Source organism: Olegusella sp. (assembly GCF_057238325.1).
This window is the reverse complement of record NZ_DBHHGF010000001.1, coordinates 104,253-129,367: the sequence shown is the minus strand read 5'-3', so window position 1 is coordinate 129,367 and position 25,115 is coordinate 104,253. Positions and strand designations below refer to the sequence as shown.

Annotated in this window: 26 protein-coding genes; 2 read left to right on the top strand and 24 right to left on the bottom strand. The window is 50.3% G+C overall.

The window, feature by feature from the left end:
* Positions 1 to 57: 57 nt before the first annotated feature.
* The 8 genes from mraY to ACO5JD_RS00510 form a co-directional block, all read right to left on the bottom strand.
* The gene (gene mraY / locus ACO5JD_RS00545) at positions 58 to 1,089 is read right to left on the bottom strand and encodes a phospho-N-acetylmuramoyl-pentapeptide-transferase (protein WP_021626009.1); all 1,032 of its coding nucleotides are present in this window, start codon (positions 1,087 to 1,089) and stop codon (positions 58 to 60) included.
* Positions 1,089 to 2,549, bottom strand: a complete 1,461-nt coding sequence (locus ACO5JD_RS00540) for a UDP-N-acetylmuramoyl-tripeptide--D-alanyl-D-alanine ligase (RefSeq protein ID WP_484986963.1) — start codon at positions 2,547 to 2,549, stop codon at positions 1,089 to 1,091. Before ACO5JD_RS00540 ends, mraY begins: the two co-directional genes overlap by 1 nt.
* Before the next feature lie 14 nt (positions 2,550 to 2,563).
* Entirely contained in the window at positions 2,564 to 4,351 is a 1,788-nt protein-coding gene (locus tag ACO5JD_RS00535) for a peptidoglycan D,D-transpeptidase FtsI family protein (protein ID WP_484986961.1), read from the bottom strand.
* 1 nt (position 4,352) lies between these two features.
* Positions 4,353 to 4,826, bottom strand: a complete 474-nt coding sequence (locus ACO5JD_RS00530) for an FtsB/FtsL family cell division protein (RefSeq protein ID WP_484986959.1) — start codon at positions 4,824 to 4,826, stop codon at positions 4,353 to 4,355.
* Positions 4,827 to 5,004: 178 nt separating this feature from the next.
* On the bottom strand, positions 5,005 to 5,964 hold the full coding sequence (gene rsmH, locus ACO5JD_RS00525; protein ID WP_084170328.1) for a 16S rRNA (cytosine(1402)-N(4))-methyltransferase RsmH: 960 nt from the start codon (positions 5,962 to 5,964) through the stop codon (positions 5,005 to 5,007).
* Between the two features lie 39 nt (positions 5,965 to 6,003).
* A complete protein-coding gene (locus tag ACO5JD_RS00520; protein WP_484986957.1) occupies positions 6,004 to 6,435 on the bottom strand; it encodes a division/cell wall cluster transcriptional repressor MraZ in 432 nt (143 codons plus the stop codon).
* A gap of 788 nt (positions 6,436 to 7,223) precedes the next feature.
* Complete coding sequence (locus ACO5JD_RS00515; protein ID WP_484986955.1) at positions 7,224 to 8,204, bottom strand: site-specific tyrosine recombinase; 981 nt, start codon at positions 8,202 to 8,204, stop codon at positions 7,224 to 7,226.
* 110 nt (positions 8,205 to 8,314) lie between these two features.
* A complete protein-coding gene (locus tag ACO5JD_RS00510; RefSeq protein ID WP_021625999.1) occupies positions 8,315 to 8,602 on the bottom strand; it encodes a hypothetical protein in 288 nt (95 codons plus the stop codon).
* Positions 8,603 to 8,857: 255 nt separating this feature from the next.
* On the opposite strand from ACO5JD_RS00510, the gene ACO5JD_RS00505 reads away from it, so the two are divergent.
* Both ACO5JD_RS00505 and ACO5JD_RS00500 read left to right on the top strand, forming a co-directional pair.
* Positions 8,858 to 9,673: a tRNA threonylcarbamoyladenosine dehydratase gene (locus ACO5JD_RS00505; protein WP_484986953.1), complete on the top strand. Its 816-nt coding sequence runs from the start codon at positions 8,858 to 8,860 to the stop codon at positions 9,671 to 9,673.
* 5 nt (positions 9,674 to 9,678) lie between these two features.
* Entirely contained in the window at positions 9,679 to 10,476 is a 798-nt protein-coding gene (locus tag ACO5JD_RS00500; protein WP_484986951.1) for a TatD family hydrolase, read from the top strand.
* Positions 10,477 to 10,535: 59 nt separating this feature from the next.
* On the opposite strand, the gene ACO5JD_RS00495 is transcribed toward ACO5JD_RS00500, so the two are convergent.
* The 16 genes from ACO5JD_RS00495 to ACO5JD_RS00420 all read right to left on the bottom strand — a co-directional run bounded on the left by ACO5JD_RS00495 (position 10,536) and on the right by ACO5JD_RS00420 (position 25,106).
* Complete coding sequence (locus ACO5JD_RS00495) at positions 10,536 to 12,167, bottom strand: DNA repair protein RecN (protein WP_021625996.1); 1,632 nt, start codon at positions 12,165 to 12,167, stop codon at positions 10,536 to 10,538.
* A 2-nt stretch (positions 12,168 to 12,169) separates the two neighbouring features.
* A complete protein-coding gene (locus ACO5JD_RS00490; protein WP_484986949.1) occupies positions 12,170 to 13,024 on the bottom strand; it encodes an NAD(+)/NADH kinase in 855 nt (284 codons plus the stop codon).
* A gap of 385 nt (positions 13,025 to 13,409) precedes the next feature.
* A complete protein-coding gene (locus ACO5JD_RS00485) occupies positions 13,410 to 14,144 on the bottom strand; it encodes a TlyA family RNA methyltransferase (protein ID WP_484986947.1) in 735 nt (244 codons plus the stop codon).
* A gap of 5 nt (positions 14,145 to 14,149) precedes the next feature.
* Entirely contained in the window at positions 14,150 to 14,434 is a 285-nt protein-coding gene (locus tag ACO5JD_RS00480) for an exodeoxyribonuclease VII small subunit (RefSeq protein WP_484986945.1), read from the bottom strand.
* Positions 14,434 to 15,042 carry a transcription antitermination factor NusB gene (gene nusB / locus ACO5JD_RS00475; RefSeq protein WP_484986943.1) on the bottom strand — a complete coding sequence of 203 codons (609 nt, stop codon included), beginning with the start codon at positions 15,040 to 15,042 and terminating at the stop codon, positions 14,434 to 14,436. The genes ACO5JD_RS00480 and nusB overlap by 1 nt, the downstream gene beginning before the upstream one ends.
* Positions 15,043 to 15,048: 6 nt before the next feature.
* On the bottom strand, positions 15,049 to 15,417 hold the full coding sequence (locus ACO5JD_RS00470) for an Asp23/Gls24 family envelope stress response protein (RefSeq protein WP_021625990.1): 369 nt from the start codon (positions 15,415 to 15,417) through the stop codon (positions 15,049 to 15,051).
* Between the two features lie 127 nt (positions 15,418 to 15,544).
* Positions 15,545 to 16,117 (bottom strand): elongation factor P, encoded by a 573-nt coding sequence (efp, locus tag ACO5JD_RS00465; RefSeq protein ID WP_035438479.1) that lies wholly within the window; start codon positions 16,115 to 16,117, stop codon positions 15,545 to 15,547.
* Between the two features lie 701 nt (positions 16,118 to 16,818).
* The gene (locus tag ACO5JD_RS00460; RefSeq protein ID WP_021625988.1) at positions 16,819 to 17,685 is read right to left on the bottom strand and encodes a hypothetical protein; all 867 of its coding nucleotides are present in this window, start codon (positions 17,683 to 17,685) and stop codon (positions 16,819 to 16,821) included.
* A gap of 2 nt (positions 17,686 to 17,687) precedes the next feature.
* A complete protein-coding gene (locus ACO5JD_RS00455; RefSeq protein WP_484986941.1) occupies positions 17,688 to 18,113 on the bottom strand; it encodes a DUF956 family protein in 426 nt (141 codons plus the stop codon).
* 178 nt (positions 18,114 to 18,291) lie between these two features.
* Positions 18,292 to 19,269, bottom strand: a complete 978-nt coding sequence (locus ACO5JD_RS00450) for a PTS system mannose/fructose/sorbose family transporter subunit IID (protein ID WP_021625986.1) — start codon at positions 19,267 to 19,269, stop codon at positions 18,292 to 18,294.
* Between the two features lie 20 nt (positions 19,270 to 19,289).
* A complete protein-coding gene (locus tag ACO5JD_RS00445; protein ID WP_484986939.1) occupies positions 19,290 to 20,099 on the bottom strand; it encodes a PTS mannose/fructose/sorbose transporter subunit IIC in 810 nt (269 codons plus the stop codon).
* A 12-nt stretch (positions 20,100 to 20,111) separates the two neighbouring features.
* Positions 20,112 to 21,101 (bottom strand): PTS sugar transporter subunit IIB, encoded by a 990-nt coding sequence (locus ACO5JD_RS00440; protein WP_484986937.1) that lies wholly within the window; start codon positions 21,099 to 21,101, stop codon positions 20,112 to 20,114.
* Between the two features lie 606 nt (positions 21,102 to 21,707).
* The gene (locus ACO5JD_RS00435; RefSeq protein WP_484986935.1) at positions 21,708 to 22,826 is read right to left on the bottom strand and encodes a M24 family metallopeptidase; all 1,119 of its coding nucleotides are present in this window, start codon (positions 22,824 to 22,826) and stop codon (positions 21,708 to 21,710) included.
* 2 nt (positions 22,827 to 22,828) lie between these two features.
* Positions 22,829 to 24,046 (bottom strand): dehydroquinate synthase/iron-containing alcohol dehydrogenase family protein, encoded by a 1,218-nt coding sequence (locus ACO5JD_RS00430; protein WP_484986933.1) that lies wholly within the window; start codon positions 24,044 to 24,046, stop codon positions 22,829 to 22,831.
* A complete protein-coding gene (locus ACO5JD_RS00425) occupies positions 24,043 to 24,597 on the bottom strand; it encodes a shikimate kinase (protein ID WP_484986931.1) in 555 nt (184 codons plus the stop codon). Before ACO5JD_RS00425 ends, ACO5JD_RS00430 begins: the two co-directional genes overlap by 4 nt.
* On the bottom strand, positions 24,594 to 25,106 hold the full coding sequence (locus ACO5JD_RS00420) for a YqeG family HAD IIIA-type phosphatase (protein WP_484986929.1): 513 nt from the start codon (positions 25,104 to 25,106) through the stop codon (positions 24,594 to 24,596). The genes ACO5JD_RS00425 and ACO5JD_RS00420 overlap by 4 nt, the downstream gene beginning before the upstream one ends.
* Positions 25,107 to 25,115 lie beyond the last annotated feature (9 nt).

Genomic DNA, 25,115 nt, shown 5'->3' with positions numbered 1-25,115 from the left:
AATTAGCAGACGCTTAAAACCGCGTCTCTTACAAGTTCTTTTTTTCTCTACTCTGCCCTAGCGAAGCTGGAAGTACAGAGCAAAACCAAGCGCAGCAAAAGCAGCAGACACAATCCAAAAACGAATGACAACTTTGGTCTCCGACCAGCCCTTCTTTTCAAAATGGTGATGAAGAGGAGCCATCAAAAAGACACGCTTTCCCGTCAGTTTGAAGGACGCAACCTGAATCATGACTGAAAGTGCCTCAACGATAAAGAGACCTCCCATGACCAGCGAGCTCACCTCGGTTTTGGTAAGTACCGCAAGAGCTGCAAAAGCGGCACCTAGACCTAAAGAACCTGTATCACCCATAAAAATCTGAGCAGGATAGCAGTTATACCAAAGAAAACCAACGATAGCGCCAGCAAGAGATCCTGCAAAAACGGCAAGATTTGCTTCATCATATGAAAAAGCAACCAGCGCCATAATCAAAAAAACAACCATCGAACAGCCACCAGCCAGGCCATCCAGACCATCGGTAAGATTGACCGCATTGGACAGACCAGCCATAAGCAAGAATACAAAGATAAGGTAGAGCCAAGGGAAATGAACCCATTTACCAAAAATCAAAAAATGAGAAGTCAATACCCCTAAATCAATGGTAAAACCGCCTGGAAATTCCACTGTAGGACGCACATAACAAAAATTCACCGCAAGGGTACAAAAACCCAGTGAAATCAAAGCTAACCCAAGCATCTTTTGGCCGGGAGTCAAACCGAGTGAGCGTTTGTGAGCCACTGACTCAATATCATCAAGCAGACCCAAAGAGCCTGTAAGCAAAGTTGCAATTACAGCAAGCTTGAGACCAGGCGTCCAATGCGCCTGAATAGCTGTCGCTACTAAGGCAGCAAGCAAAATAATAATGCCACCCATCGTTGGAGTGCCCTGCTTGACAAGATGGGTACCAGGACCGTCAGCACGAATTTGCTGTCCTACATGTTCGTGATGCATCAGCTTGATAAAGAACGGCATGAGCACTATAGAAACTACTGCGGCAATAGCAGTTGCTAAAAAGATTCGGTAACTAGGGTATGCAGGACTGCCAAACATTAGGCAAGTACTCCTTTCACAAACGCATCAAGGCCTGCCGAACGCGAGGCTTTCACCAAAACAAGGTCTTTGGCATTAAGGATAGGCTTGATAGTGGCGAGCGCGGCTGCTGCATCAGAAAAAGATTCCATACGGTCATCAGAAAACCCCATAACGAGCGCCGCTTCGCGCATAAGGGCTGCATCTTTTGTACCAACCCACACAATAAGGTCAGGTTTTTTCGCCGCTGCATAACAGCCCACGTACTCATGAAGACGGGCAGATTCAACGCCCATCTCCCCCATCTCGCCCAACACTGCAATACGCCTGCCGGTGCAAGGAAGAGATGCAAGTACATCGAGAGCAGCTGCCATTGAGGTGGGACTAGCATTGTAGGAGTCATCAATAAGACGGGGCTGCTCGCCACCGCCAACTACCTCAAGGCGCATATGAGAAGCAGACATGTGCTCCATAGCAGAGCAGACCCTATCTCTATTGGCACCTAAGCGCTCGGCAATAGCAAGAGCAAGGAGATAATCAGAAACAACCGCCGCGCCAGGGACCTGTAACGTACTGTGGCGTATAGCGCCATCGGGGAAACTCACATCAAACTCAGGACGCCCCACCTCGTCAAGAGCAATGGAACCGCAGCTCAGGGCGCTCTTCTCGCCTACACCAACATAGCTCGTCTCAACTGCTGCAGGACGGCAAAACTCTTCTTCAATAAAGGAGGCAAAATCATTGTCGCTGGTCATAACCAAACAAGATTGCACGTCACCGATTGATACATGCTGCAGCACTGCGCTGGGCTGGAGGCCTTCGATAATTTCTGCTTTAGCGCGCGCAATGTTTTCGCGGCTACCCAACAGGCCAATGTGACTCGTACCAACATTGGTAATCAACGCTACGGTTGGGCGTGCCACTTTGGTAAGACGCGAAAGCTCGCCTTTGTGATTCATGCCCATCTCACAAACCACAACTTCATCGCTGGGATCAGCCGAAAGCAAGGTGAGGGGCAGGCCAATCAGATTATTAAAATTACCTGCAGTAGCGTGTGTCTTCCAGCAAGCACCGAGACCCGCTGCTAGCAAATCTTTGGTGGTGGTTTTACCTACCGAGCCCGTTACGCCTACAACAGCCCATTGGGGGTTACGAAGACGCCACGCCTCGGCTAGACGTAGCATAAATTCTGTAGGGTCATCATCCGCAACGCGCAGGAGCGCACAGGAGGCACTCTGAGCTGCAGCCACAAGATCGAATGTAGGTTCACGTGTCAAAGCGATAGCAGCAGCGCCTGCTTTTACTGCAGATGCAGCAAAATCATTGCCATCAACATGCTCACCAGGAAAGCAAACCAAAAGCATCCCCGCCGCTACGCGGCGCGAATCTGTTTCTACTGCTGTGACCTGCTTGTCTGTATCTCCACACACTATAGTTGCAGCAGTTGCAGCCGCAATATCTGCGACGTTCAAATCTAGCATCGGCACTCCTTGCGCTATTCATCACTCGCCGGTCTGACTCCCATGTCAGAAAGTGCTTCACTCATGATAGCCGAGAATGCAGGTCCTGCTGCGGAGCCGTGATATCCCGTACCGTTAAGACCTACATAGACCAAAACTCGAGGGTCACTAGCATTTGCAAAACCGATAAGAGAAGACACAAAGCTATCGGGCTTGTAGCCAGATCCGTCTTCGGTGACCTGCTGACCTGTACCCGTTTTTGCTGCAACATCGTAACCCTCAACATCACCATCCATTGCTGTACCTTCATCGACAACGGTACGCATGATATCGGTCACCATGGCACAGGTCTTGGACGAGACTGATTTGCCATGACTCTTCCATTCCACCTCTTTGCCATCTTTGGTCTTGAGAAAATGAGGAGTATAGAGCGTGCCACCATTGGCAACAGAGCCCACCGCCTCAACCATTTGTACCATCGGAATGGCAAGACCTTGGCCAAAGGCCATATTGCCCAGAGTAGAGCCGTCGTACTGCTTCATTGTTTTTACAATGCCTTTGGTTTCGCCGGGGTAGTCAATACCAGTTTTATGGCCAATATGGAAATCATCAACACCTTGCGAGAAACGCTTGGGACCGATAACCTGCTGACCAATGAGAGCCATACCGGTATTGGACGAACGACGCATAATCTCGCGAAGACTCATGGTCATTGTGTAGTCGCGGTTATCGACATCGGTAACATAATTGTCGCCTACTTTGACCTCAGCAGGCACTGTCCAGGTACTTGTGTCTTCCATTAATTTGTTATCAACACCGATAGCAGCGGTAAGAACTTTAAAAATCGAACCCGGCTCGTATGAGCTAGTAACTGGACGCAGAGTATAGGCTGCGTCTTCTGCCTCCGAAAGATCCGTCAAATCAAGAAGAGGTGTCGAGCAAGCAGCAAGGATTTCCCCCGTTGTCGGATCGGTCACCATAACCGAGCCAGAATCAGCGGTATAGGTCTTGACTGCCTCAGTAATTTGTTCTTCGGCAACCTGCTGGATATTGATATCAAGACCAATCATGATGTCAGCACCGTTTTTGGCAGGCGTAATCTCGGCAGTAGCACCCGCAATGGGCTCGCCATACAGGCCGCGCTCCATAATCATCTCACCATCACTGCCATGCAGAATGTCTTCGTAGTAAAGTTCAAGGCCTGAAAGACCTTCCCCATCCACACCAACAACACCAAGTATCTGACCCGCTACCCCCTTGTAGGGGTAGACACGCTTGGTGTCATCAAGAAAGTAAATGCCAGTGAGCTTGTTTTTTTCAAGTTCGGTCTGAAGCTCTTTTGCAAGTTTGGTATCAACCTGACGACGCACATAGACAAAACTCGCATCTTGGCGCAGTTTAGGAATATAGTCCGAAGACATGCCACCAAACACCTTTGCCAACGCACGAGCGGCTTTGCGTACATCAGATATTTCTTTAGGATTGGCATAAATGGTTTTGCAGTCTTCGCTCACCGCAAGCACATTACCATTGCGATCGTAGATAGTGCCACGCTTGGCATGTAGCGCAATGGTATTGGTGCGCTGCGCTTTGCCCGTAGCCGCAAGCTTGGGAGCATCAATCACTTGCAAAATAAGTAAACGCGCCGCGACTACAATAGCCACTGCTAAAAACCAGCGAAAGATAATAGCAAAGCCATAATCAGTCGCACCCTGACCTTGCGATCCAAAGCGCTGGCGACGCATTTCTTCACGATTGCGGCGAGCCTCATCATAAGAGGCTCCGGGTACATCCCCGAAGCCTCGACCCCTCGAGCGGGTCATCTTAGGACTCGACTTTACTCGAGGCTTCAGAGATTGCGCTGCTTGTATCTGTGCTTTTGTGATCAAGCCTGATGGTATCCACATCGCTGGCGTATACCATGCCGTAATTCTGAGTTGCAATCGCAATAATACGTTGTGAGGAAGACTCTACTGAACGTTCAATCTCAAGTTTAGCGTTCATGTTTTGCAAACTCTCAACTTTGCTCCGCAAGCCTAAACTAGCCTGAAGTGAATTCACCGTTGCCGCAGATAGAGCTACACGAAATGCTCCTACAATAACAACGGCAAGCACCACAATGGCAACCATGCGTACACGAGAGATGAATGTAGAATCGACTCCCTGACGGGCACGAGCGTCGAGACCGCCACCTTCGTAAACTTCGAAGGAGGGGGCAGCAACTGGTGCGCCGTAGGGGCGCGCACTACGTGCTTGTGCGCCTTCGAGACGAAGTGCCTCAGCCCCCTCATAAACCATTGTTCTGCTTCCTATCTGAGAGCTTAAGCTCTCCATCGTTTGTGTTGCGGTGGTACTTCATTGGTGGTGCGTTGGTAGTGCGTTTAAGCTTCGTTCTACTTTGTGCTGTTGCGTAGTACTTCATTTATGCTGCGATAGTGCAATAACACCTTGCAAGACGACCCGAGGGTCGGAGTTGCTATACCTTGCCCTTCTCGTCGAGCTTGAGAGCGGCTCTAAGAAGCGCGCTTCTTGCCCTCGCGTTCTGGGCAACCTCCTCGTCAGTGGCGATGAGGGGCTTGCGGGTCGTGACTTTGAGTATCGGCACGTAAGTCGAAATCGGAATATCAGGCGGCGTGTTGTCATGTGAGTACTCGGCAAACACATGCTTGACGATACGATCCTCAAGTGAGTGATACGAAATCACACAGATGCGGCCACCAGGATTAGCCCAACGAACTGCCGCGCGCAGGCCCTGCTCGAGTGCATCCAGTTCATGATTTACCTCGATGCGCAACGCTTGGAAGGTCTTACGCGCAGGATGTCCACCACTGCGGCGCGCTGCTGCAGGAATTGCTGACTTGATAACATCTACCAGCTGAAGCGTCGTCTCAATTGGCGCCTGTTCCCTCCGTTTGCAAATCTCGTGAGCAATACGTTTGGCAAAGCGTTCGTCCCCATATACGCGGAGGATCCGGGCGAGGTCGGATTCGTTTGTAGTGTTGATGACCTCTGCTGCGTTTTTTGGATTGTTTTCCGGATCCATGCGCATATCAAGTGGTGCGTCCTCGTGGTAGCTAAAGCCACGCTCGGGAACGTCAAGTTGCGGAGAAGAAACTCCCAAGTCAAAGAGGAAACAATCTACTCCGGGAACTCCAGCTTTAAGCAGCAAGCTATCCATCTCGTCAAAGTTGCCCTTGAGAAAGATGCGCTCAGCTTCCGGCACCTCAGTATCAAAGCGCTCGGTTGCTGCAGCAAGTGCTGCATCATCCTGATCGATGCCAATTGAAAGTCCATCAGGTGCAATACGCTCGGCAAGCTTGACACTATGCCCTGCTCCCCCAAGCGTGCAATCACAAACTACATCCCCTGCTTTGGGATCAAGCACGGCGAGGACTTCGTTTAGCATCACGGGTACGTGTCGATATTCTTCTGTCAAAACCTTCACTCCTTCAGCGGCAAAACATACAACCTTGGATTAGCCAAAGAGATATGCTTCAAATTCCTCGTCCTCTGCATCCGCCTGCAACTGATCCCAACGGGCAGCATCCCAAATCTCGAAGTGATCGCCGTTACCAGCAATCACAACCTCGCGCTTTAGACCAAGACGTTCGCGGTCCTGCTCGCTCGACTTGCCCACGCTAATGCGGCCGGCAGCATCAATGTCGACCTCAACAGCATGAGAATTGAGCGCACGGGCACGACGGGCGTCGGCGCTTTTGGGATCGCTCGCGTTGGGGCAGACGCCGGTAACCCAGCTGACATAGCCCTCAAGAGTGAATCCGTACAACGCGCCCTGAACGGGAACGAGCTTGATTTTGCCGTCAGGAAAATCACGACGATAGTCAGCCTGGAGGGTCAGACGGCACTTGGAATCAAGGTTTGCACGCTTGGAACCAGTGAGATACATCTGAGCCTCCCTTCTAACACGTCGCTGTTCTTCTCAACAACAAACACTCGCCCCAAAAAGGGCCGTGGCAATACTATAGAGGGAATTACCGACACTTTCCGACACAATTAGACATTTTTATGCCGAAAGCTACTAAAGCGCCCCGAACGGCAAAAATGCCGTCAGGAAATTGAGAATTAGCGTCAGTCACATCCTGCACTTTCTTAAAAAGAAAGTACTTTCAATTTTTTAAACCACTATATGTAGTGGAATATATTTGCGATAACCACAAGAAATTCAATGCAAAATTTATTTTTCTCAATGTGGAGATTTAATGGTGTACCTGTAACCGTTCTCACATTTTGTGCCCAGCCACGCATTATGCACCGTCGCAGCCAGCTCCGCCGTGCACCCTTCCAGCTGTACCTTCCCATAGGCGGTTCACAAAACACCCTTTTGCCCACAACGGGTTCAATAAGCGCCCTTTTCCCTGCAGGCGGTTCAATAAACACCCTCGCGCCATTTTTTATCTGGGGTTTCTCCACACACTTGGTACGCTTTTGAACCTTCTGTGGAAAACGTTATGCATCGGGTTCAAGAAGCACCCTCGGAAGAAAATTTACCTGCACTTTCTCGAGCTGTTTGGTACGGTTTTGAACCGTCTGCATTAAAGGGAAGACAACGGGTTCATAAAGCACCCTTTGTCGAATGATGAGCACGTTTTTTGAGTGCGCTTTTGTGAAGCAGAAATTGTGTGAAGCGAAGCGGCGCTATTGCACCGCCATAAAGCCATAATACAGCTCAAAAAACTAGCTAATATGCGCTCGAGGATGAGCCTCAAGATACACTTCGCGCAGATGAGTACGGTCGACATGGGTATATAGCTGCGTCGTCGAAACCGACGCATGTCCCAGCAACTCCTGCACAACGCGCAAGTCCGCACCACCTTCCAACAAATGCGTTGCAAAGCTGTGACGCAATGTATGCGGATGCAAACCATGACGCTTTCCATCAGCACCTTCGGGAGTCGGAATACCTGCGCGCTCCCCCGCCTCTGCCACTATCGAAAACACCGCCTGGCGCGTAATGCGCGTTCCTCTTGTAGAGAGAAAAATGGCATCTCCACTGCGACTACCCTCCAGCACGGGACGTCCATCCTGCAAATAGCGCACAAGCGCTCGTGCAGCTGCTCCCATAATGGGAACAACGCGTTCCTTTGAACCCTTGCCAAAGACACGCAGCAGCTCATCATCCAGAAAGACTGTCCGCCGGTCGAGTCCGCAGAGCTCCGAGACACGCAAACCACAGCCATACAGCAGCTCAAGCATTGCTTTGTCACGCAGACCACAGGCAACTCGTTTGCGGAAACGCAAAGACTCTTCCTTCTCGCCTGGACGTGGTGTCACCTTAAAGTTTTGCTCATCTAAAAGACGTGCCATGCGCTCGCGCGACACCACATCGGGTAGGTGAAGTGGAGCCTTAGGTGCAGGTAGATCTGCTGTCGGCAATGTTTCACAAATTTGATCAGCCACCATAAAGCGGTGAAAGCTACGGATGGCCGATACGGCTCGATCAATGGAACGCGCTGCATAGCCCTCATCTGAAAGCGTAGCAATATAGGTCTCCACATCTGCACGTTTAACAGAATCCGGAGCCGTGATGTTTTGCTTGGCAAGATAGTCGACATAGCGCTGCAAGTCACGACCATAGGAGGCAGTAGTATTGCGTGAGCTTCCCTGCTCAATAGTGAGATAGCCCAAAAAATCATCTCGAGCTTGATCAAGATTCATTGCTGGATTACTACCTCCCTACAATGGTAGTGGCTAATCTCTGATGTAAGTCTTTATAAAATTAATGATGACCCCGATCCCATGTCATCGTTCTACATCGTCAGACGAACCTATCTGCCAGACAACACAATATAGGAGATAACATCAGCAGCAAAGACAATGAGTCCTAAGCAAACAAAAAGCTTGGCTGTGCCACGCTCCCCCTCAGCATTTTTCATCCATGCGTCTTCAAAGACTGAGAGGGCAAATAATGTTCCTATAACAAGACCGAATAGATTAGAGTCTACGATACCTCTCCAAGTCAAATATCCCACAATAAGGAGTATCACGGTATCAACGACAATGACTACGGGCCATGAAAAAATTCTCTTTTTTGCTTCTACATCTTGAGCAGTCATAGCGTGCCTTTACTTTTGAGCAAACCTAAAGCGTGTATGCACCGCTTGTAATAGCTATATATTGATACAAGTTATTAAATCTAGGCCTAACTTTTTATTAATATTTCGTTCACGTAATCAAGGTTTTCGCCTAACACTCAGCTCTAGGCTAATAATTACAAATCGTTTTAGTTATATTTACAAACAGCAGGCTGGTATTTCCTATTTAAATGGTAGGCGGCCTGCAACTGCCGGAATAGTTTATCGAGGATATACATGACAGCCATAACCACCAGCCAGCTTCTTAGTTCGCAAAATAATAGTTCAGCACAAGATCGCCTGCTGCCTGTCTTTGGTGCAGACGGACTCGCAAAACTTAGCAGCGCCTGTGTAATGGTGATAGGACTGGGTGGCGTGGGTTCCAGCTGCGTGGAAGCACTTGCGCGTGGTGGCATCGGACATCTTATTTTGGTCGACCGCGACGTTGTTGAACCCAGCAATATCAATCGACAAGCGCTCGCTTTCCATTCCACAATTGGCATGGCCAAGACCGACGCAATGCGTCAAATGATTGCCGACATCAACCCTGCCTGCAAGGTTGAGACCCACCATCTTTTTGTCACACGGGATAATCTGCCCGAGCTTTTTGAACCCTGCCTCGGCAAGCTCGATTATGTTATCGACGCAATTGATACCATCTCGCAAAAACTCGAGCTAGCGTATCTTGTGCAAAAACTCGAACGTGAAGGACGGGGCTTTCCCCTGGTAGCCGCCACGGGAGCTGCCAACAAAGTCCGCCCTGAGCTGCTGCAATTTGCCGATATTAGCCAGACACATACCTGCCCGCTCTGTAAAGACTTGCGCAAGCTTTGTCGCAAACGCGGAGTCAAAAAGCTTGAGGTGCTTTTCTCAACTGAAGTGCCGCTCAATCGTGTAAAAGGTACTGCCGCAGGTGAGCGTTCTCCTCTAGGAACCGCATCATTTATGCCACCCATCATGGGTCAGATGCTCGCGGGACATGTGATTTGTCGTATTGCTAGTATTAAGGGTGGACCTGATGCTGGAGTCGGCGGCGCAGGTGCGGGAAAGTAAAAAAGATGAAGAGTTCTTCTGCCGACATATTCGATTTGCCTATCCCTTTGTATGACATGCATTGCCATCTAGATTTTTGCGCCAATATCCCAGATACCACACGCAAACTTAAACAGCGCAACATAGCAGGAGGCTTCTGCTGCATGGTTACGCCCGAGCGCCACACAGAGGTCACCCAGATACTTGCAGGAACCGATTGGTCTGTGGGCGTAGGTCTCCATCCGTGGTGGGTTAGTCAATGCAAGGAAGCAGAGCTACGCGCCGCAGAAGATCTGCTTACAAAAAAACCGTGTTTGGTCGCAGAGGTGGGGTTGGATTTTGGGGCCGCTCACCTGGGTTCTAAGGATGCTCAGATTGCAGCATTTAACCGTCTTGCACACCATATCCAGCCAGGTTCAATCTTGTCTATTCATGGGGTTCGTTCGGTAGATACCGTGTTAGATATTTTGGAAGAGACAAATGTAGTACGCAGTTGTGTTTGCATCATGCACTGGTTTTCTGCAAGCAGTCCCGAACTCACACGAGCCGTACGCGCAGGTTGTCTTTTTTCAATAGGCAAACTTATGCTCGCCTCCAAGCGCGGGCGCGAATATGCACGCCAGTTGCCTGCTGAGCGACTGTTACTTGAAACTGATTATCCTCCGAGAGACAATGCGGCAGACGCAGTACATATTGCACAGAGCATGTCTGATGCACTACATCAAGCGCTACTGCAGCTTGCAAATATACGTAAAGTTGAACCTACTATATTGGCAGAGCAAGTTTCCAAGCGTAGTCAGCAACTTATTGCAACGCTGCGTTAGTGCGCTGCTTCCTTCCTTTATAAAGTTTCAAGCAATCCCACACTTATCGCTACATTGCGCTAGCGCGCTGCTTCCTCAAGCATTTCGCGGGCATGCGCAAGAGACGCTGCTGTTTCATCACCCGAAAGCATACGGGCAATCTCATAAACGCGCTCTTCGCCAGTGATTTGTTCGATGGTCGTCTCGGGCACATTCCCATCGGACTTGGACACCAAATAATGACGTGTAGCAAGGACTGCCACTTGTGCGAGGTGAGTCACAACAATTACCTGATGGCTTTTGCCCAAGCGCGCAAGCATCTGTGCCAGTGCTACGGCAGTAGCACCGCCAACACCAGCATCCACCTCATCAAAGACAAGCGTGTCGCTAACGTCCGTCTCACCTTGTACCACCTTGATGGCAAGCATCACGCGACTTACCTCACCACCCGAAGCAATACGCCTAAGGGGTCGCGCGGTAAGACCTGCAGCAGGGCGATACATCAATGTTACGCGGCTAGGCCCTTCGCTACTCCACTGCGAGCGCGGCAAGCGTTCTACAGCCAACTCTATTGAGGCACTGCCCATCTGTAAAAAGGTCATTTGCTCGCTTACTTCTCGAGCAAAGCGAGGTCCTGCCTCCTGGCGCAACGCATCGAGCGCGTCTGCCTTTTGAGCAAGTGTGGCCTCAGCTGCAGCCAACGCCGCCTCCGCTCTACGCAGAGCTTCTCCTCCATCAGCTGCTGCCGCCACAATACGCGACGCGCGTTCGCGACGTTCAAGCACGTCTTGTATACCAGGGCCATAGCTGCGCATGAGACCACGCAGACTTGCCATACGACTTTGCATTTGATCAAGCTCGACAGGATTAAAGTCCACCGAATCGCGATAATCACGCAACTCACGCGACGCATCCTCAATTTCGATCAGTGCGTTTTCAAGAGTGTCTGCGAGCTGGGCGAGCTGCTTGTCATAGCGCGCACCCTCGCGCAGATTTGATATGGCATCAGAAAGCTGATCTTCCGCACCATTATCGCCCGTCAGCGCCCGATGTGCCGTCGAAGCGGCGCCCATCAACGCTTCAGCATGCTCAAAGCGCGGCAACTGCTCTTCGAGCTCCTCGTACTCACCCTCGTGAGGGTCAACCGCATTGATGCGATTAAGCGTAAACTGCGCTTCATCTAATCGCTCAGTCGCGTTGCGCCCATCTTCGCGCACACGCTCGAGCTCGCGCGACACCGCGCGCGCATGTGCTAATGCCTCACCATATGCATCCCGAGCTTCATACGCTGCGTTCCCAATCCAGCCATCAAGCATTGCGGCGTGACTTGACTGACTAATAAGCCGTTGATGCTCATGCTGCCCACACAAATCAATTGAACTACCAACTTGCTCAGCAAGCTCACGCACCGAAGCCATATGCCCATCAATATCTACACGACCCCGGCCTCCAGCCTCAACACGCCGACGCACAATCATGCCATCAGGATCACCATCGGCAAGAAAAAGACGAGCTTCTACAACAAGGGCATCCGCGCCTTCACGTACTGCTCCCGCATCGGCGCGCTCACCCATCAGCAACTTTATTGAAGAAAGTAGAGCAGACTTACCTGTACCCGTCTCGCCAGTAAGTACCGTAAGCCCTGTTGCAGCCGGGTTGATTGTTGCATCTTTTATTAGCGCCACATCACGCGCACGCAACTCATCAATCATGTTTATTGTCCTGCTTTACCATAAAAAACGCGTGAAACCGACTCGTAAAAACTCCTAGAACTATGGTCAAGAAGAATAATATCCGAAGGACCGCGGCGCACAGTCGCTTTGATGCCGCGATGTTTACCATCACCAATAGGCTGACCGTCAGCATAAAAGAGACGGTCTGCGTTGCGCTCATCACTGATAGTAATCTCAACAACATCAGACGGCGAGGTAAGAAATGCACGCGCCATCAGCGTATGAGGAGCAACTGGCACACAAACCATGCCTTTGAACTCGGGCGTTACGATGGGACCACCCGCCGCGAGCGCATAGCCTGTCGAACCCGTCGCTGTTGACACAACAAAACCGTCGCCACGTAGGCGGTCGATATGGTGACCTGAGACCGCCACATCAAAGACAATCATGTCACCACGCGCGCCATGCGTGAGCGCCATATCATTAAGCGCAAAATGATGTTCCATACATGTAGAGTCATCTTCCTGCTCAAACTCAACTTCGATGTCGAGAGTTGCTCGTTTGGAAGCGTGCAGTTCTCCCACCAGTGCTGCTTCCACCAGTTTGAACATCTCGTCTGGCTCACCGCAAGTAAGAAAACCCAAGTGACCGTAGGAAATACCCATGATAGGGATCTCCTGATAGCCTACGAGACGCGCCGCACGCAGAAGCGTGCCATCGCCACCCAACGAGACTACAAGGTTGACATCTTCTGTATCAGCCGGTGCATTGGGGAAGAGCTTTTTATCAGGAGCCCATGCAACCTCAACGTTCTGCTCTTCCAGCCACTCGGCGAGTTGACGAGCACCCTCCACTGCGGCTTCCCGTGAATAATTGGGGACAAAAAGGACTTTCACATCGGCTCCATTCAACGCAGTTTTGGCAACAAGCGAGTAGTGCGCACTCGTTTTCACCGTTCTGCGAAAACGTTTCAACTTATTTGCAGTGTATCACCCACCAGCCTTTCCACGTCCCGCACCCTACCCTCTTTCGCAAAAGTGTCTTTTTGATCCTGCTTCCAATGCTGGGTACCGCCACCTAAAAGGGCGCAAGATTTCCCTCCCCGCCTCCATCGCCGCCGCCTTAAAGGTTTCCAATTCTCTGCTGCCAACAGAAAAGGATTCACGATTCATTGAACGAGAAAATTGGGACCTTTTCGGGCTGGGTTCGCAGCGCACCGAAACTCAGCGTGAAAGCTTGGGAGTTTTTTCGGAAATGAAAGGCGACATCAAACGCAAGATACTAGCGGCTACGAGTACCGTACAGGAGATACTCGATGTTGCCTTTACGCCCAGTAATGGGACTTTCACAGCTTCCCTGCACACGAAGGCCCGCTTGGCTAAAGGCATCAGAAATTTTTTGCACAGCGGCAAGACGAACAGCGGGGTCTCGGACAATACCGCCTTCACCTACATCTTCGCGTGCAGCCTCAAATTGTGGCTTCACCAAGGTCAAAAAAGCAGCTGTAGGTTTAAGCAGGACCATCACGGCAGGCAAGATTGTCTCGATAGAGGTAAAGGACACATCGCATACAGCAAGGTCAATGGTGGAACAACGCTCAGGAGTCGCTACATCCACGATATTAGTACCCTCAAGCAGGGTCACGCGCGGGTCGTTGCGCAACGCCCAAGAAAACTTAGCACGACCTACATCCACCGAAAGCACCGTTGCCGCACCATGCTGCAATAAGCAATCAGTAAAACCGCCTGTAGAGCAGCCCACATCAAGACAAGCAAACCCCGTAGGATCAATGCCAAAATAAGCAAGACCATGCTCCAGCTTGAGACCACCACGTGACACATAGGAAAGTGCTCCGCGTACATGCAAATTAATGCCTGGTTTGACTTGGTCTCCAGGGTGCTCTAGCCGTTTATTAGAAGTAGAGACACGTCCCTCAAGTACCGCTGCAGCAGCCTCGGTTTGACTTGAAAAAAATCCCTGTTCTACCAGTTCAAGATCGAGACGCCTACGTGCCATTACAACTAATCCTGCGAAGAAGAACTCTGCTCAACTGAAGCATCAACATTAGAAGAAACGTCCTCTGTAGCCTTGGCCGTCTCTTCCTGAAGACGCGCTTCTTCTGTAGGAGACAGCTCAGTCACATCGACCATCTCGACTGCTGCCGAACCCAAAGCAATTGCCTCATCAAATAAGTCAAGTGAACGCTCGAGGGAAGTATCCTTATCGCGCACAGATCCGATAATTCCGTCTAAACGGTCACAAATCTGGTCGAAACTACGATACTGTGAAATATCGGGCTTTGCCATTAGAGCTCTCCTCCGCTGGTGACTACATCCCCATCGGCACCCTCAAAGACCTCGACTGCGGTCTGTCTATCAAGAGCATCTGCATCCCCAGCTTCGTTACCTGCAGCTTCGCTCTCCCAACCAAAGCCCGATGCAGACGACGCCTTACGCAATGTGAGCTCTGCGCGTGACAACTCAACAGGATCTTCTCCTGCTTCAAGCTGATCGGCAACACGACCTAAAATACCATTCACAAAACGCGGAGTCTCATCGGTGCCATATGCTTTTGCCAACTCGACGCATTCATCAATGGCAACAGCAATATCAACTTCCTTAACGTAGAGCATTTCGTAGATAGCAATGCGCAACAAGTTACGGTCAACCAGCGGCATACGCTCCACAGGCCAAGCTGCAGAACGCGCCGAAATAATGGTATCGAGCTCACGCAGAGAATTCTCAACGCCCAAGGCCAACTCACGACCAAAATCATCCAAGGGACCCTTCTCAAGACAAGGTCCCTGAGTTAGGACGTCCTCAACACTACGATCACGCAACTCAGCTTGAAAAAGCAACTGCAGCGCTTGAGAGCGGGCGAGGCTACGTCCGACAAAAGATCCATCTTTTAGCACGAGAGGCTACTCCTTGGGAAAGACAATGCTATCGATGCACACATCCACAGCGTCAACCTGAACGCCCATCTGCTCTTGGACTGCCAGCTCAACAGCCTCACGTACAGAGGCAGCTAGCTGGGTGAATGGATAGCCATACAAAACAGTTAGATGCACAGTGGCGTGCAGCTTACCATCAACAACCTCAGCATCCACTGGGTCATTTTCAGGCGTAGCAGAACCCGTGGCAAAGAAGGACGACACCAAATTGGAAGCAGTGGCCTTCTGGCCCACAGAAGCAACGCCTTCGACCTTCTCGGCCGCAGCTGCCACAATGGATGACACGACCGTACGCGAGATGCCGATACCTTCGATGTTCAGCTCTGAGCTAGACATGTGAGATCCTTTCGGACGCGCCGCGGACAAGCCGCCTACGGCTGTGAACAAACAATTCAAATGTGCACCAACGCCTATACCAACGTCACATCAACTATAAACGTCAGCGCACAATCAAACGCAAAAACTAAACGCGCTGGACAAACTTGCCCGTACGCGTATCAACCTTAACACGCTCGCCTTGGTTGATATACATAGGCACCTGAATAGTGGCACCTGTCTCGATGGTAGCAGGCTTAGTACCACCCTGAACAGTGTCGCCCTTAAAACCAGGATCAGTCTGAGTAATCTCAGCCTCAATAAACATGGGAGGCTGGACACCAAGAAGCTCGGTATCAGCGTAGAGCAGCTGACAAGTGTCGTTTTCCTTGAGCCACTGAGCATTATCGCCAATGTAGCTGGGATCAACGGTTACCTGATCGTAGGTCTCGTTGTCCATAAAAACATAGTTGATGCCATCATTGTAGAGATACTGCATCTCATGGGTAATAAGCTGGACACTCTCAAACTTGCTGCCTGCATTGCAGGTCTGGTTGTTTAGAGTCTTGCCAGACTGCAAATCCTTGAGGGTGTAGCGCACAAAAGCACCGCCCTTACCAGGCTTGACATGCTGAAACTCAACAAGAGTGTAGTAGTGATTGTTGAGATAAATACCCATGCCATTGCGAAAATCTGCGGTGCTAATAGTTGTTGTAGCCACTGGTGCTGCCCTTCTTTGTTACAGCCTGCCTACCTGCGACAGGCAACTCGCATACGTGCTAACTATACGCCAAGAAACGCAGTGCAAAAAGCCTGAGTCGCGCTTTTACACATCTTGACTAGTTTGCCAGCCCGAGGTGACGTAGGCAAATCAGCACATCTCTTCATCCGAGGCACTATCCGCTGCGCATTGTCCCGCCTGTTGCCAAACGCCACGCTTCATTTCACGCCAGATGCCAAACGCCACATATCGTTTCAACTGTCGCAGTCCTACCTGTCAAAAGCCACGTTCCGTTTCATGCCAAGTGCCAAACGCCACACTCCGTTTCATGCCAATTGTCAAACGCCACGTTCTACTTCACTTTTTTAGCCAAAAGCCACGCATCTCTTCACACCCAAAAAATTTACCTGCGGAAACGTCAGGTCCTTTGAAATAGAATGTGGCTTTTGACATTTTTTCTGAAACAGAACGTGGCGTTTGGCAAGCAGGGCCGTGCTGCCTGAAAGAATGTGTGGCGTTTGGCAAGCAGGGCGATGCTGATTGAAATAGTCTGTGGCCTTTGGCAAACGGGGACTGGACCGCTTGAAACGATGTGTGGCTTTTGATACGGCACACGAAACAACTTACGTTTTTCAAAAAATCACGGTTTGAATTATTCGCATAAGCAGAATGCCAAACAGGTCTAGCTCTAGTAAAGAAACCTAATGATTCTTGCGTCTCGCAGCTTTATCTGCCTTTTCTTTGGCGCGAGCCTCACGCGAAGCCTTAATAAACGCTTCACCACGACGACGGTCAAACTCTTGTTTGCGCTCTTCAGCCTTCTCGGCCTCAATACTCTCAAACGCACCGCTAAAGTAGCTCTCGCGCTCCCCTACTAAAAGGCCAGCAAGTCGCGCACATTCAGCAGCTTCAACAGAGTCATTGTCGCGTGCCGCCATACCCAAGCGGTCAAGCAAAGATCCAATCTGCGACTCAACCTTAAGTGTCCCCTCGTAGGACTGCTTGGTAGCTTTCTCCAGTGCAGCAACCAAATCAACAATATAGCCACGAGCCTCATCGCCAAGACCAGCCATCTCAGCTTTAGCCAAACGGGCTTGGCGCTTAAGCTGCTCCACTCTATCGGTGCCCATAGCGGCCCCTAAACGAGCAGACAAGGGATCCTCTTCTCCAGCCTTGCGAGAATCACGGGCCATTGCATAAGAAATGGTCGATGCAAAAACGATAAGCAGTGCCAACTGTATAAAAAAGCAAAGGAATACGCGATCAAAGCCATAGTGAATAAAGAATGCGCCCACCAACAACTCAATCGAAAAATAGGTGGTGCACATACGTGTTACCAAGTTACCAATAATAGATGAGGTAGTTGGTGTATTAAGGTCATAAGTCATACGACGCGGAGACACACGTGGTACCAAAATCATCAGCACCAACGCTACGGCAATCATGGCAATAGAGATTGTCTTTGCGTTGGCAAGACCAAATCGTGCTGCAACAATATAGGCAATAACAGCACCTACAATAAAGCCCAAAATGAGGCGTACAGGCTTGTAATACACATTGCGAGCCATATCTAGCCCCTATCCTTGTTGCCGCTAAAAAAACCTTTAATATCACGGCCAATCTTAGTAGCTCCCAGCTTTAAAACCTTAAAAAATCCTAGGCCGCTCCGCATTGCATCTTCAGGCAAATACTTGCGCATCGCGCGCAGTGTTGCAATGTTGTCACGAGTAGAAAAGGCAAATTTACCGTCTTTTTTTGTATATATCAAAAAGCGCGAGATTTTCTTCTTACCAAGAACCTCGGCTTCAATATGGTCAATTTCGATCCAAGGAATTTGGACATAGTCTTCGACGTTTTTTTCGTTGTAATACTCAAACGCGCGGTCGCCCACCATAACGTTGCCATAGGTGCTGATAGCTCGCAGCGAGGTAGCTTTTATTGTCAAATCAACACTGCTATTAAGTGACTGTGCCATGCCAATCCTATCGAACTGCATAGATTCTAGACTGATATCTAGAATGCTTCCTGAGTAGCGTATATCTTAGCCAAAACACTCAAACAAACCTAACAAAAAAGGGTCGTACCCTCGACTCCTTGTGCCAAAAGGCGCGTCGTGAGTCTGGCAGGGTACGACCCCGTCTAACACAAAGTGACGAAGCTAATCGTCAGAAAACTTACATCAGGCCAATCACATGGAACACGATGCCGACCACAAAGAGGGCAAGGATGATCACGATGGGCGAGACACCCTTCTTGAGGAGCTTAGCGCAGCCCAAGGTAAGAAGTACTGCGACAAGACCAGGAATCAGGGAGTTGAGCTGATCCTGCAGGGTTGCGGTAGCAACGACACGATAGCCACCGTCGACAGCCTGGACGCTACCAACACTCAGAGCGGAGTTTGCATCAGCAACACCAGCGGCAAGCTGATCGGGGGTTACCTGGCCACCAGCAATGCCCTGAGAAAGAGCCATCAGGTTGGGATAGGAAGCATCGAACTTGTCGGGAGCAACCTTCTCAAGCGTGGAGACCGTCGGGGTAAAGGTAATGGAAACCCAACGCTCGACGAGGGCACCGATAACAAACATACCCAGAATGGAAGCGATGTTGGTGATCCTACCCAGCACGCCACCAGAAAGGTCCTTAGTAATCTCGGTACCAAGGTTATAACCCAGCTCCTGGGTGTACCACAGGAAGGCAAGACGAATTGCATTCCACAGCACAAAGAAAAGCAGAGGACCAACGGGGTTACCAGAAACGGCCATCGAGGCGCCAAGGGCACCAAGGATGGGGCGTACGGTGAACCAGAATACAGGGTCGCCAACACCGGCCAGGGGACCCATCATACCGACCTTGACACCCTGAATGGTTGCATCATCAATCGGTGCGCCGTTTGCACGGTCCTGCTCAAGAGCGAGCGTAACACCGATAACAGGTGCGGATACGTAGGGGTGAGTGTTATAGAACTCCATGTGACGCTTCAGAGCAGCAGACCGATCCTCCTTAGAGGAGTACAGGCGCTTGATTGCGGGAACCATGGAATAGCACCAGCCGCCGTTCTGCATACGCTCGTAGTTCCAAGAGCCCTGCAGGAACTGATGACGCCACATGACGTCGAGGCGGTCCTTCTTGCTAAGAGTAATCTTTTCAGCCATTTTCGTCTCCTCTCTTAAAATCAGTAGTTGTCCAGAATGTCGCCGAGGGGATCAGTGGATCCACCACCGCCACCACCGTTAGCAGCAGCCTCCTTGAGACCGACATACAGCAGAGCGATGCAAACACCGATGACACCAAGGGCGATAAGGGTGAGCTGAGAGATAGCTGCAACGACGAAGCCAAGAGCGAAGAAGGGCCAGACTTCGGGGGTAGCAATCATGTTGAGAACCATTGCGTAACCAACTGCAGCAATCATGCCGCCGCCGATTGCCATGCCGTCAGCAAGCCATGCGGGCATTGCAGACAGAGCAGCCTGAACTGCCTCAGCAGGAACAAAGCACAGAGCGGCTGCGGGGATAGCAATACGGATACCCTGCATTGCGATAGCTGCCATTTGCCAACGATCGATTGCTGCGAAGTCGCCGCGATCAGCAGCTGCATCCATGGCGTGAACGACAGGGATAGCAATTGTACGGACGACCATGGTAAGGAAGAGGCCTGCAACAGACAGAGGAACTGCTGCTGCGATGGAGGTGCTGATAACGCTGGTGACATTGGCAGCGCCAGTCAGACCCTTGACCATAATGATGGCCGAGGCGATGGAGGCCAGAGCCGCATCAGGAGCGACAGCTGCGCCGATGTTTGCCCAACCAAGAGCGATGAGCTGGAGCGAGCCGCCCAGCATGATGCCCTCTGCGGGGTGACCAGTTACCAAGCCAACGAGAGTACAAGCCACCAGGGGCTGGTGGAACTGCCACTCGTCGAGAATGCCCTCCATACCAGCGAAGAACGCCACGATAATGACGAGCACGATGCTAATAAAGCTCACTTTCGACCTCCTTTACTTGCCCTGAGCAGCGAGCTCGGACTTTGCCTTCTTGAGCATGGCTTCGAAGTTCTCGGCTGCATCAGTCGGGACCTTGCGAACGTCAAACTCAACGCCCTTTGCCTTGAGCTCCTCGAGGCACTCAACATCCTCGGGACCCATAGCAATAGCGTTGCTGCAAACAACCTTACCCACAGAGTGAGCCATGGAACCAAGGTTGACCTTCTTGATGTCAACACCATTGTTGATGGCCTCGAGCACCTCTTGAGGAGTCTCGAAGAGGAGGAAAGCCTTGGTATTGCCAAAGCGGACGTCCTTGGAAACCTCAATCAGCTTGCTCATAGGAACAACATGGACGTGAACTCCAGGAGGTGCAGCCTGAACGATCATGGTCTTGCGCAGCTCATCCTTAGAGACGCTGTCAGACACGACGATGATGCGATCGGGCTGAATGGTCTTGGTCCATGCAGTTGCAACCTGGCCATGAAGCAGACGGGTGTCCACGCGCACGTGGGCAAGCTTGATGTGGCCATCACCAAGTACGGTTCCCGGAGGAATAGCACCCTGAGTGGTAACAGGAGCAGCGGCAGCTGCTTTCTCAGCAGGCACAATGGAATCGGGTTTGCCGTTGATGCCCTCGCGGCCAACCTCAATGAGCTTGCCTGCGAGCTCGAGGGCAGTCTCGCAATCCTCACGGTCAGAGACAGCCTCCATAAGCAGGGGCAGGTTCAAACCAGTAATCAGAGCCCAAGTGGGGTGATCATTGAGGAGCAAAGAAGCCTGGTTGAAAGGCGTGCCTCCCCACAGGTCAGCCAGAATTACGAGCTGTTCTGGATCGTCCATTTTTTTGGACGCCGCAACAAGCTTGTCGCGGTAGTCATCCGGACCCATATCGGGTGTCAGGACGCAGGCCTCAAGATTCTTCTCGCCAGGCATAAACATGCCAAGCGTGTCGAGAATCCCTTCGGCCAACTGGCCGTGAGAGGCGACAATAATGCCGATCATCGTTCTCCTTCCTTCAGGACGTGGGCATCGCTGCCAATGTTTACAGGTGCAGAAAGCGGCATACGCATTCCCCCTTTCCCGTACATGTACAAGTTCCTTTTGCACGTGCTCGGTGCTATCTAGGTGTTTCTGCGTACTTGTACATCAAGTAATCATACTTCATACAAATAGTCTACACAAGTGAGGGCTTCCATTTTTAAAGACCAGTTAGGCAAATTTTTTGAGAATATAGAGATACTTAGTTTATATTTTTAACTATAGAAATAGCTGTTTTACTGTTCTTTTATAGAGTAATACTACGTTGTTGATGTTCTAATTCTTTTATTTTATATTTGGCTAACTTTTGTTCTATTTCTAAAGAAGATAAAAAATTACAGTTAAAAATACTTGATTCTTTTAAACATTAGTGAACAAAATTTTTCAAAAATACACAGCAAACAAACCTTTTGATTTTTGATATCAACATATATATGCATTTTACTTTGTTACTTTGTATTGCCTCCCCTCTCTCATGTCTAAAAAGGGAAGGCAATACACGTAACATCTCATAAAAAGCTGCACAGCAACGCGCAGCTTTAAATTCATTATGATTGCGGCGCGGTAAAACTAGCCAACGCAGACCAAATCATGACTGATACGACTAAAGGGATGGTAGCCCTGCTCATCTACCAGACCACAATCCTCAATTCGTACACCAAACTTACCAGGCAAGTAGATACCTGGCTCATCAGTGATAACCGAACCAGCGCCAATCACATCAAGGCTGCGTCGATTGAAATTGGGCTTCTCATGAATCTGAATACCAACACCATGGCCCAAGCCGTGACCAAAATACTCGCCATAACCAGCGTCACTAATTAGCTTGACTGCTAGCTCATGAATATCGCGACCTATAACGCCTGCATGGATAGCACGAGCACAACTTTCGTTTGCCTGGCGTACGATATCGTAAACCTTGCGAGCCTCATCGCTGGGCTTGCCTACACAAACCGTACGGGTCATATCGGCATGATAATCGTGGTAACCCGCACCGTAATCCAGCACAACCATGTCGCCATCCTTGAGCACATAATCAGAAGGCTGTGCATGAGGATTGGCACCATTAGGACCTGCAGCAACAATACTCGCAAAAGACAGTGCCTCAGCACCATGAGTAAGCATGTATCCCTCAAGCTCTGCTCGTACCTCAAGCTCGGTCATACCCGCATGGATATATGTGCAAATATGCTCAAAAGCATCATCGGTAATACGCTGGGCCTCACGAAGCAGTGCCAGCTCCTCATCATCTTTGACAACACGCAATTTGGCGGCAATGTCCTCGTGCATACGAGGCAGCGTACAATCAGCGCCGCTATGCTTCAGCTCCTCTTGGAGCTCATCAAAAAAACCTAAGGAGATTGAATCTTCAATGGCTGCAGCATGAACGCCTGACTCAATAATATGGCGAACCACCCACTCTGCAGGACTTATGATCTCCTGATCAAGCTGCCAAGGACCATCTGTGCCCAAACGATTTACAAAGGTACCAAAGTAACGCGAATCTGTATGTAGCCACAATCCTTCAGGAGTAACAAAAGCTACATGAGCAATTTCGTCATCAAAAACACGTTCGGCACCCGTCAACCAACGTAGATCTGGATTGTTACGTAATACCAAAGCATCAAAACTTGATTTACGCATCCACTCCCGCAGGGCGGCAACCCTATTTGCATACCTGTATTCCATCTTTACTCCTCAATTCTATGAACAGCACACCATACATTCGCATGCTCTTTTAAAAGATCCTCATCAACATTTGCTAGACGTACACGACCCAAAGAACGCGGTAGACCTAACAGGAAACGCGAGCTACGCTCAAATGAGACCGCCTTGAGCGCGGCAATCATCTGATCGGGATCAACTGTCGCCTGCAGCATGGGAAGCTCAAATTTTTCAAGCAGCTCATCAACGGCAAGCACATCATCAATGGCAAAGTCTGATTGCGCTGCAGCTAGGCGTGAAGCAAAGCGCATGGATTCAGCCAGCAGCGTAGACTCAGGGATATTTGTAGGCAACAAAGTCTTGAGGGCACGGACAAAAGTACTGCCGTGATCAATGGACTGGCGTACTGCAGCCGAGGTAGCAGACACGAGATTGCCACGCGACTTGAGCGTATCAACAATCTGCAGTGAAAGCGTTGGCAAATCACCTGCAACGATGTCGTCAGCCCGATCCCAAAGCGTCGAAAAGCTTCGCTCGGAGTCAGCAAGTGCTGACTGCACCATCAAGGCACGGGTATGCATCGCAGACTCACAGCTCAGATCTGCCGTAAGAAAGTCAAAGTCAATAAAGGCATGTTTGGCCTTGCCAGGAAAACGAATAAGCTCCTCTTTGCCAGCAACATCTAGACCGAGAGGTGTAATAAGACCACTTATGGCAGCGAAGAGATCACAAGGTACACAACACAGCTCAGTTGCACCGCACCAGTTTGTGCTCACATAGGCAGCAAGACTCATCAACGTGGAAGTGCCTACCGCACAAATCAGATCATCAGAAGTAATGCATGCCTGGGCAAGGGCTTCTGCCAGTAGATTTGCTGATGCCGGAGAACGGTTTGTGTTAGCGGGTAAATCGTAGCGCGCAACAACAAAACCAGCATCGGTAAGCTCACGACGCGTTTCTTCAACAAGTTCGGCAGGACTCCCCTCTTCTACAAGCAAAAGGCTCCTGCGCGCACTGGTAACTGAGCCACGCATAACCTCACCCATCGAGACGATGGCACCTGAGCCTACACGTACATCGCAGGAACCTTTGACCAGAGAAATCCACTGACGAATGACCTCAGCCTTAGAAGGAAAAGAGTCTTCTGACGTAGCAGACCCGTCAAGCTCAGACATCTCCTCGACTGCGGCATCCTGCTTAACCGCAGTCTTCAATTCAGAAGTTTCTTTGCTTATCTCGCTCACAATAGTCCCTCTTCCCACAAAAGACTTGCCGCCTCACTCGCAACAGCATCAAAAGACTTACCCCGAATATCCACTACATAATCGGCAATCGCTTCGTAGAGCGGTCGGCGCTGCCAGTACAAAGTCTCTGCTTCTTCAGCTGTCCTAAAATCAGGCCGTTTCTCGGGATGCTGAATCTGACGCAATGAATCATCAAAATCGCCATCCAGAAAAACGATTGAGCCCATTTCTTTCATCAACTGACAACAGTGTGGTCTCTCGATAATGCCACCACCACAACTTACCAACAAAGACTTTCTTTGCTTTAGATTTTTTAGCACAGCTTCCTCAGCACGGCGAAAGCTTGCTTCACCATCTTGTTCAAAGATTTCGCAAACCGATTTGCAGAGTTTTCGCTCAACCAAACGGTCGGTATCAACATAGGGACGGTGAAACATATGCCCTAGATTGCGAGCAATGGTCGACTTTCCCGCGCCGAGAAAACCGATAAAAAAGATATGATCACAGCCCTCATGGACAATATAGCCTGCGGCTTGCGGTGAGCAACTCACAGCTCCTCGGCCTCACCCTCAAAGTCTTTACCGCACAAAATCGGCGCCTCAATGAGACGAAGAATGTGAGTGTACCAAAGGTCGGTACGGCACTGAGGGCGCACAAGAATGGTACGCACGCCCGCAAGATTGCCTGCAATCACATCGGTCATTACTTGGTCACCAATCATTACCGCTTGCTGCGCCTCCACGCCCTCCTTACGAAGGGCCGCCTTAATAGAGAAGGGCGCAGGCTTCATAGCATGATGAATGACATCGCTTTTGAGCCTTGCTGCAGAAGCTTCAACAGCGGCACTGTGAATGTTGTTTGACACCATGCAGACACGCATACCAAGGTCACGCGCGCGGTCAAACCACGCCATGACTTCGGGAGGCGCCACCTTGGAATCGCGCGGCACCACGGTATTATCTCGATCAAACAAAATGCAACGAATACCTTGGCTATAGAGTTCATCAAGGTCAATGTACTCTATGCGCGCAACATAACGATACGGATGAATTACTGCCATCTTAGTTCC